5 protein-coding genes are annotated in these 8,856 nt (G+C 69.9%); 3 read left to right on the top strand and 2 right to left on the bottom strand.

Translation table 11 applies throughout. The features are described 5' to 3' along the window. Positions 1–807, bottom strand: an 807-nt coding sequence (locus tag AC1D15_RS10565; protein WP_477825941.1) for a CHASE3 domain-containing protein, incomplete at its 3' end; no start/stop codon positions are given. 59 nt (positions 808–866) lie between these two features. Between AC1D15_RS10565 and AC1D15_RS10570 the strand changes: the two genes are divergently transcribed. Next, complete coding sequence (locus tag AC1D15_RS10570) at positions 867–1,499, top strand: response regulator (protein WP_047500757.1); 633 nt, start codon at positions 867–869, stop codon at positions 1,497–1,499. A 62-nt stretch (positions 1,500–1,561) separates the two neighbouring features. Here AC1D15_RS10570 and AC1D15_RS10575 read toward each other — a convergent pair whose 3' ends face one another. Continuing rightward, positions 1,562–1,963, bottom strand: coding sequence for a response regulator transcription factor (locus AC1D15_RS10575; RefSeq protein ID WP_047500759.1), 402 nt, complete (start codon positions 1,961–1,963; stop codon positions 1,562–1,564). A 353-nt stretch (positions 1,964–2,316) separates the two neighbouring features. Between AC1D15_RS10575 and AC1D15_RS10580 the strand changes: the two genes are divergently transcribed. Then, positions 2,317–2,439: a hypothetical protein gene (locus AC1D15_RS10580; RefSeq protein ID WP_465111150.1), complete on the top strand. Its 123-nt coding sequence runs from the start codon at positions 2,317–2,319 to the stop codon at positions 2,437–2,439. 34 nt (positions 2,440–2,473) lie between these two features. Beyond that, positions 2,474–8,856, top strand: a 6,383-nt coding sequence (locus AC1D15_RS10585) for a glucoamylase family protein (RefSeq protein ID WP_477825942.1), incomplete at its 3' end; no start/stop codon positions are given.

Here is an 8,856-nt window from a genome sequence, read left to right on the forward strand (position 1 = left end):
CGTCAGCAGCGCGCCCAGCTCGTCGTGCAGGTCGCGCGCGAGCCGGCTGCGCTCGTCCTCGCGGGCGGTCTGCAAGTGCTGCGCCAATTCGGTGAGCTGCGCGGTGCGCGCGGTCACCTGCACCTCCAGCAGGTCGCGCTCGGCCTGCAGCGCCTCCTTCTTGTGCACGCGCTCCTTCTCGAGCGTGTTCGACTGGCGCAGGTACATGAAGAAGGCCAGCACGCTCAGCGCCGTCATCGCGCTGACGCCGAGCCGGCTCAGCAGCAGCGTCTGGTAGACCTCCTCGCGGCGGTCCGCGATCAGCCTCGATTCGCGCGTCACCAGCCGTTCGGAGGCGAGGCGGATGCTCTCCATCTGCTCGCGCCCGATGTCGGTCTCGATGACCGCGCGCCAGGCCTCGTCGCGGCCGTCGGCGCGCAACTGCACCGTGGTGTCCATCTCGGAGACCTTCTTGCTGACCAGCGTCGCGAGCACGGTGAAATCGGCGACGCGGTCGGGCTCGTGCGCGTAGTACTCGCCGAGCGTGCGCAGCGTCTCGCCGATGCTCGCCATCGACGAGCGGTACGGCTTCAGGTATTCGGGGCGGCCGGTGATCAGGTAGCCGCGCTGGCCGTTCTCGGCATCGAGCACCTGGCGCAGCAGCACCATGTTGTTGGTGCGGGCGACGCCCATTTCGCCCAGCCGGTCCAGCGCGTCCACCGAGGTGCGGTAGGCGGTCTCGCTGATGCCCATCAGCGTCAGCGCGGTCACCACCGCGAGGGGGAACGTGAAGGCACTGCGCTTGAATCGGTGAAAGAAGTTCTTCATGCGATTTTTCTGTGTGCCTCTAGAATCGATTGGAGTCCAACCACAGGGGACAGTCGCTCATGATCAAGATTGCCATCGTTGACGACCACGCGCTCGTTCGCGCCGGTCTGCGCCAGTATCTCGCGGAGCAGGTCGACCTGCAGGTCGTGGCCGAGGCCTCCAACGGCCGCGAAGCCCTCGACATCGTCCGCAAGGAACAGATCGACGTGCTGGTCATGGACCTGTCGATGCCGCAGCAAAGCGGCGTCGACGCGCTGGCCGCGATCCGCGCCCGCGAGCCCGAGCTGCCCATCCTCATCCTCAGCGGTTTTCCCGAAGAGCATTACGCCACCACCTTGCTGCGCCAGGGCGCGAGCGGCTACCTGAACAAGGAGTGCGACCCCGAGGAGATCGTCACCGCGATCCGCACGGTCGCGCGGGGCCGCAAGTACATCACCCCGGCCGTGGCCGAGTTGCTGGCCAGCAACCTCGGCGGCAACGCGAACCGTCCGTTGCATGAGCAGCTTTCCGAGCGCGAGTTCCAGGTCTTCCTGCGGCTGTCGAAGGGCGAGACCATCGGCCACATGGCCGACAGCCTGTCGCTGAGCGTGAAGACCGTCAGCACCTACCGCACCCGCGTGATGGAGAAGATGAAGCTCGAATCGAACAGCGACCTGACCTACTACGCGCTGAAGAACGGCCTGATCCAGTAACAGGCCGCCTCGCTGGGCTTGCGCCGCCCGGGAGGGCCGCGCAGGCGGCATCCCATCCAGCGCTACAAACTCCCCGAACTCGAATTCGCCGCCTCGCCCGAGGCGAGCCGCTGGCAGTAGCCGATCAGCGCGTCGATCTCGTTCGACTTGTCGAACACCTTGTCGGCCCCGAGCTCGAGGCACTTGCGCCGCATGTCGGGCGTCGCGTAGTTGCTGAGCACGACGAGCTTGGTCGCGTCGGGCAGGTCGGTGCTGGCCGACAGCACGCCCAGGCCGGAGCCGCTCTTCAGGAAGATGTCGACGATCACCAGGTCGCAGCCGTTGCGCGGCTGCTTGAGCCAGTACAGCGCGGCGGCTTCRTTGTCGGCCGTCCCGACCACTTCCACGGCCACCAGTTCCTCCAGCGCCGCGATCAGGTTCTCGCGGATCACCGGGCTGTCTTCGACGATGTAGGTTTTCAGCATGTCCCGACTTCTGGATTCTTCTTCGGCAGGCGAGGCATGCACAGCGTGGACCTGTCTGCAAAGGTGACGGATCTTGCCATTTCCGCGAGAAACGTGACGGGAAGAGCCTCGAGGACGCCGGCAGACATGCGCTCGATTGTATGAATCGGGCAACGCTGCCCCTGCCGGAAGAGCGCGGGAGCGGCTGTAGGAGCCTGCCTACAGGTGGTCGCCGGCCGAACGTCGTAGGACAGCGCCGACAGGCGAAGGCCGTGTCGTCCGGCTGTGTCAGCAAGAGGTGCTCCCTAGACTCGTTCGCGGGTTGTCCGGATTCAAGGGTTTCCGGATTCACGAATTGCCGACGGGAGTGGCGAATGAAAAGACTGTTGATGTGGGCTGTGGGTGTGCCGTTCCTGGTGATCAGCATGGTCATGGTGTCGTTCAGCGACGGGTTGTCGACGCAGGTCGCGAGCCTCTCGTGGACGCAACGACATTGACGGTGCGTGTCGCGGCGCCTTCAGGGGTGGGCCGATGAACCCCTCGATCACCGTCTATGAAGGGTTCGATTTCGCGCTGCCTGCGGCGATCGAGGAGTTCGCCGGGGCGTTCTCGCGCTGGGATGCGCCGTCGCGCTCGGTGCGGCGTGCGCGCTTCAAGGGCGAGCTGACGCGCGCGATCGAGGAGTTGCGCGCCTGCGTCCGGCAGATCGAGACCTTCACCGACGAGCAGCGCTCGCTGTCGCAGGCGGCGCAGTGGCTGGTCGACAACTTCTACGTCATCGAGCGCATCCAGACGGCGCTCACGCAGCAGCTGCCCGACAAGGCGGTGCGCGGCCTGCCGGCCTACCAGACCGGCGGCCACCCGTCGCGCGCGCGCATCGAGCTGTTCTCGCATTTCTACCTCGAGGCCTGCGACTTCGACTTCGAGGCCGACGAACTGGTGCACGTGCTGGTCGAGTACCAGAAGGTGCACCCGCTGATGCTGCGCGAGCTGGCCCTGCTCGCGCCGGTCCTGAACTTCCTGCTGATCCGCCAGCTGCGCGCCTGCGCCGAGCAGATCCTCGAGATCCACGGCGGCGCCCATGCGGCCGACCTCGTGGCCGATGCGGCGCTCGCGCCGTCGCATGGCACGGCGCGCGGGCCGACGCAGAAAGCCGCGTCGGCGGTGCCCGACCTGAAGAACGCGTCGAACGTCTTCCGCCAGGCCTACCTCGGCCAGCTGGCGCAGCGGCGCCGCTACGACGACCCGGCGAGCATCGCCGGCGGCGCGCACGCCGAAGGCGTCGGCATCGTCCACCAGGCCGGCGCGATCGAGGACGATCTCGTCGTGCGCACGATGCTCGACGTGCGGGTGCGCAACATCTTCCGCAGCGTCAAGGCGATCGAGCTGAGCGACTGGGTCGACATCTTCGCGAAGACCTCRCTGGTCGACCGCGCGCTGCAGCGCAACAGCGTCTATGCGCGCATGGACCCGCCTTCGAAGGCCTTGTACCGGCAGCAGCTGGAGCGGCTGAGCCTGCGCAGCGGCCTGCCCGAACCCGATCTCGCCGAGCTGGTGGTCGACCGCTTCGGCCGCCGCCGTGCCGAAGGCGACGAGGCCGGCCAGGAGGGCGAGGACACCGACATCGGCCGCTGGCTGCTGTCCGACCGCCGGCCCGAGCTGGAACGCAGCATCGGCCTGACGCCGAACCCGCTGCGGCGCATCGAACGCACGATCCCGCACACCCGCCTGGTGCTGTACGCCGGCCTCGTGCTGGCCTTGACCTTCGCGTTCACCGTGCTGGCCTTCCGCGCCGGTTATGCCGAAGAGCATGTGTCGCTGCCGGCCTTCGCCATCTTCCTGCTCGCGGTCTGGCCGGCCTCCGAGATCGCGGTGCTGCTGATCAACCGCATCCTCGGCCGGGTGTTCAAGCCGGCCCAGTTGCCGCGCCTGGAGTTCGCGCAGGGCCTGCCGCCGCAGTGCAAGACGATGGTGGTGGTGCCGACGATGCTGACCCAGCTCGACCAGGTCGGCCACCAGGTCGGTGAGCTGGAACGCCACTACCTGTCGAACCGCGACGACCAGCTGCGCTTCGGGCTGCTGACCGACTGGCGCGATGCACCCGATCAGTCGCTCGAGACCGATGCGGCGCTGCTGGCGGCGGCCCGCGAGGCGGTGATGCGGCTGAACCTGCGCTACCCGCTGCCCGCCATGCCGGACGGCGGCGAAGACCGCTTCTACCTGTTCCACCGCAACCGCTGCTGGAACGCCGCCGAAGGCGCCTGGATGGGCTGGGAGCGCAAGCGCGGCAAGCTCGACGAGTTCAACCGCCTGCTGCTCGGCGAGCCGGGCACCTCGTACGTGTTCGAGGACGGTACGGCCGAGCGCGTGCCGCGCGGCGTGCGCTACGTGATCACGCTGGATGCCGACACGCGCATGCCGGTCGGCTCGGTGGCGCGCCTGGTGGGCACGGCCGCGCATCCGCTGAACCGGCCGCAGATCGACCCGCAGACCGGCCGCGTCGCGCGCGGCTATGCGCTGTTCCAGCCGCGCATCTCGTTCCTGCTGCCGCAGGCCGAGGACCACTCGGTGTTCCGCTGGATCTTCTCGAACGGCGCCGGTGTCGATCCGTACGCGGCCGCCATCTCCGACACCTACCAGGACACCTTCGGCGAGGCCACCTACACCGGCAAGGGGCTGTACGACCTGCAGGCCTTCCACACCTCGCTGTCGGGCCGGGTGCCGGAGAACGCGCTGCTCAGCCACGACCTGTTCGAGAGCGCGTTCGCGCGCTGCGCGCTGGTCAGCGACGTCGCGTTCTTCGAGGATTCGCCGTCGCATTCCGAGGTCGCCGCGGCGCGCTCGCACCGCTGGGTGCGTGGCGACTGGCAGCTGTTGCCGTGGCTGCTGGGCGTGCGCGCCGAGCCGCTGTCGCCGCTGAACCGCTGGAAGATGCTCGACAACCTGCGGCGCTCGCTGCTGCCGATCGCGTCGTTCGCGCTGGTCGTCGCGGCCTTCATCGATCCGGCCGCACAGCCGCTCGCTTGGCTCGTGCTGGTGCTGGCGTCGATCAGCCTGAGCGGGCTGCTGGGCTGGTTCTCGGCCTTGTTCGCTCCGGTGCCGAAGGGCGTGCGCAGCAACCGGCCGATCCAGCTGACGCGCGAGCTCGGCCATGTGGCCGGCCATGCGCTGATCGAGCTGGTGCTGCTCGCGCAGAGCGCCTGCGTGATGGCGGATGCGATCGTGCGGGCCGTGTGGCGCACCTTCGTCTCGCAACGCAAGATGCTCGAATGGCGCACCGCCGCGCAAGCCAAGGCGGCCGCCGGCGGGCAGCTTCGGCAGTTCAGCTGGGCCATCAGCAGCGCGACGCTGCCGCTGGTCGCGTCGAGCGCGCTGATCCTGCTGTTCAACCGCGATGCGATCGTCGCCGCGGCGCCGCTGCTGGCGGTCTGGTGGCTGGCGCCGGTGATCGCGGTCGCGATCAGCTCGCCGGTGCTGCTGGCGGGCCGGCTCGCCGGCGACCACGACCTGCGCGAGTTCCGCCGCATCGCGCGCCGCACCTGGCGCTTCTTCGAGGACTACGTCGGCCCGGCCGACAACCACCTCCCGCCCGACAACGTGCAGTTCGAGCCGGAAGAGGTGGTCGCGCACCGCACCTCGCCGACCAACATCGGCCTGTACCTGCTGGCGCTGACGCGCGCGCGCGACCTGGGCTGGCTGGCTGGCGGCGATTTCCTCGGCCGCATGAAGGCCACGCTCGGCAGCATGGCGAAGCTGGAAACGTACAACGGCCACCTGCTGAACTGGTACGAGACCCAGTACCTGCGGCCGCTGGAGCCGCGCTACGTGTCGTCGGTCGACAGCGGCAACCTCGCGGCGCACCTGGTCGTCGTGGCCCGCGCGCTGCAGGAAGAGCGCGAGCGGCCGGTGGTCGGGCCGGAGCGCCTGGCCGGCCCGCGCGACAGCTTCCTCGAACTGCAGGCGGCGTGGCGCACGCTGCGCGCCGGCAGCCCGCGCGGCGCCAAGGGCAGCGCGCCGAGAGGCAACGTGAGCCCGGTCGAGATCGACCGCGCGGTCGCCGACCTCGGCGCCAAGCTGCTGCAGGCCGAGCCTGCGACGCCCGCCGACGCCGGCCGCGCCCTGGCCGGCGCGTCGCAGCTCGCACTGCAGCTGAAGGAACTGCTCGATGCCTACGCGTTCGGCAGCGCCGGTGTGACCGACGCCTTGGCCGGCACCGGCACCGGCGGCCTGAAGCCGGTCGTCGACGAAGCCGGGCGGCTGTGCCAAGCACTCGGTGCGCACATCGACGACCTGCAACGCCACTGCCCATGGGCGGTCGAGGCGGCCTTCAGCACGCTGCAGCAGCAGGCGCCCGAGGTGTTCAAGGGCCCGCTGGCCGAGTTGCTTGCGGTGGTGCCGCGGGTCGGCGAGGTGCCGGCGCACCTGGCCAACGTCGAGGCCGCGCTGCTGCAGGCGCAGCGGCTGCACGGCCAGGCACCGGCCGCGGCCATGCTGCTGGCCGCGGCGCTGAAGGCCTGCGCCGAGGCGCGCAATGCGACCGCCGTCTGGCTCGCCGACCTGGACACCTGTGCGGCGCAGGCCGAGGCGGCCTGGCGCGGCATGCAGTTCGGCTTCCTGTTCGATGCGCGGCGCAAGCTGTTCTCGATCGGCTACCGTGTCGCCGAGCACCAGCTCGACGAGGGGCGCTACGACCTGCTGGCCTCCGAGTCGCGGCTCGGCAGCTACCTCGCCGCGGCGAAGGGCGACGTGCCGGTCGACCACTGGTTCCGGCTCGGCCGCCACATGGGGCTCGTCGCCGCCGGCCCGGTGCTGATCTCGTGGTCCGGCTCGATGTTCGAGTACCTGATGCCGGCGCTGGTGATGAAGACGCCGCCCGGCAGCCTGCTGCACCAGACCTGCCGCAACGCGATCACCGAGCAGATCCGCTACGGGCGCGAGCAGAACGTGCCCTGGGGCATCTCGGAGTCGGGCGTCAACGTGCGCGACGTCGAACTGACCTACCAGTACGGGCCGTCCGGCGCGYCGGCGCTGAGCCTGAAGCGCGGCATGGACCGGCAACTGGTGGTCGCGCCCTATGCCACCGCGCTGGCCGCGCCGTTCGCGCCGGCCGAGGTGCGGCAGAACTTCACCGCGCTGGCCAGGCTCGGCGCCCTCGGGCCGCACGGCTTCTACGAGGCGATCGACTTCACCGCCGAGCGGCTCGGCGAAGACGAGAAGTGCGCCATCGTCAAGAGCCACATGGCGCACCACCAGGCGATGAGCCTGCTCGCGCTGACCCAACTGCTGACGCCCGACAGCCTGGCCGACCGCTTCCACCGCGAGCCCGAGATGAACGCCTTCGACCTGCTGCTGCAGGAGCAGGTGGCCGGCTCGGTCGTGATCGCGCGCGACAGCACCGCGGCACCCGAGCGCCACGAGAAGCTCGCGCGCCATTCCACGCAGCGCGTGCGCCGCGTGCAGGCCACCGACGTGCGCCGTCCGGCGGTGCACCTGATGTCGAACGGCCGCTACGCGACCGCGCTGACGGCCAGCGGCTCCGGCTACAGCGAATGCGCCGACCTGGACATCACGCGCTGGCGCGAGGACCGCGTGCTCGACGACTGCGGGCTCTTCATCTACCTGCGCGACGCCGATTCGGGCGTGCTGTGGTCGGCCACGCTCGCGCCGACCTTCAGCGAGCCCGATTTCCAGGCGGTCGAGTTCGCCGAGGCGCGCGCGCAGTTCGACCTGCGCCAGCACGGCATCCGCAGCAGCCTGGAGGTGGTGGTCGCACAGCAGGAAGACGCCGAGATCCGCACGCTGAAGCTGAGCAACGAGGGCCATGGCGTGCGCCGCATCGAGGTGAGCGCKCTCGGCGAGGTGGTGCTGAACCAGCGCAATGCCGACATGGCGCACCCGGCCTTCTCGAACCTGTTCATCACCACCGAGTACGACGCGGCGCGCGGCGCGCTGCTGGCCACGCGGCGCCCGCGCGCATCGCACGAGGCGGCGCCCACGGCGATCCTCGGCGCGGTGGTCGAAGGCACGCAGGCCGGGCCGCTGTCGTACGACACCGACCGCCGCACGGTGATCGGGCGTGGCCGCAGCAAGCGCGAGCCGCTCGCGATGACCGAGCAGGGCGGCCTCGCGATGACGACCGGCGCGGTGCTCGACCCGGTGCTGTGCCTGCGCCAGACGATCGAGCTGAAGCCCGGCCAGTCGGCGCGCGTGGCCTTCGTGCTCGCCTTCGGCACCGACCGCGAGAGCGCGAGCCGCACCTGGCAGCGCCTCGGTTCGTTCAGCGCGCTGCAGCGCGAGATCTCGCGCTCGTGGGTGTATGCGCAGGCCAAGCTGCACCAGCTGGGCGTCGGCAGCGAGGAGGCGACGCATTTCCAGTCGCTGTCGGCCTACCTGATGTTCTCGGACACCACGTTCCGCCCCGGCACCGAGTTCATGCGCGGCAACCAGCTGTCGCAGCGCGCCCTGTGGCGCTACGGCATCTCGGGGGACCGTCCGATCCTKCTGGTCACCATCGATTCGAACGACGACCTGCCGCTGGTGCAGCAGATGGTGCGCGGCCACCACTTCTGGAAGGCGCGCTCGTTCGAGGTCGACATCGTGGTGCTGAACGACCGTGCGACCTCGTATTCCGACGACATGCAGCACGCGATCGAGAACATGGTGCGGCAGGCCGGTGCCGGGCCCGACGCGGCGGCGGGCGGCGGCCGCATCTACGTGCTGCGCGGCGACCGCCTGCCCGATGACGAACGGCGCCTGCTGATGACGCTGTGCCGCGTGCTGCTGCGGGGCGGCCAGGGGCTGCTCGGCGACCAGCTGCGCCGGCGTACGCCGCGCGAGCCCTCGTCGCTGCCGCAGGCGATGCCGTTGCGCGCGCCGCTCGCGCAGGGCGGTGCACCGTCGGAGCCGACCGCCAC

The organism is Rhizobacter sp. P2_H2, assembly GCF_056403375.1.

Bases quoted from the DNA above. Each gene is read 5' to 3' on its own strand.
- AC1D15_RS10570 (WP_047500757.1), top strand. From the start codon at position 867: ATGATCAAGATTGCCATCGTTGACGACCACGCGCTCGTTCGCGCCGGT.
- AC1D15_RS10580 (WP_465111150.1), top strand. From the start codon at position 2,317: ATGAAAAGACTGTTGATGTGGGCTGTGGGTGTGCCGTTCCTGGTGATC.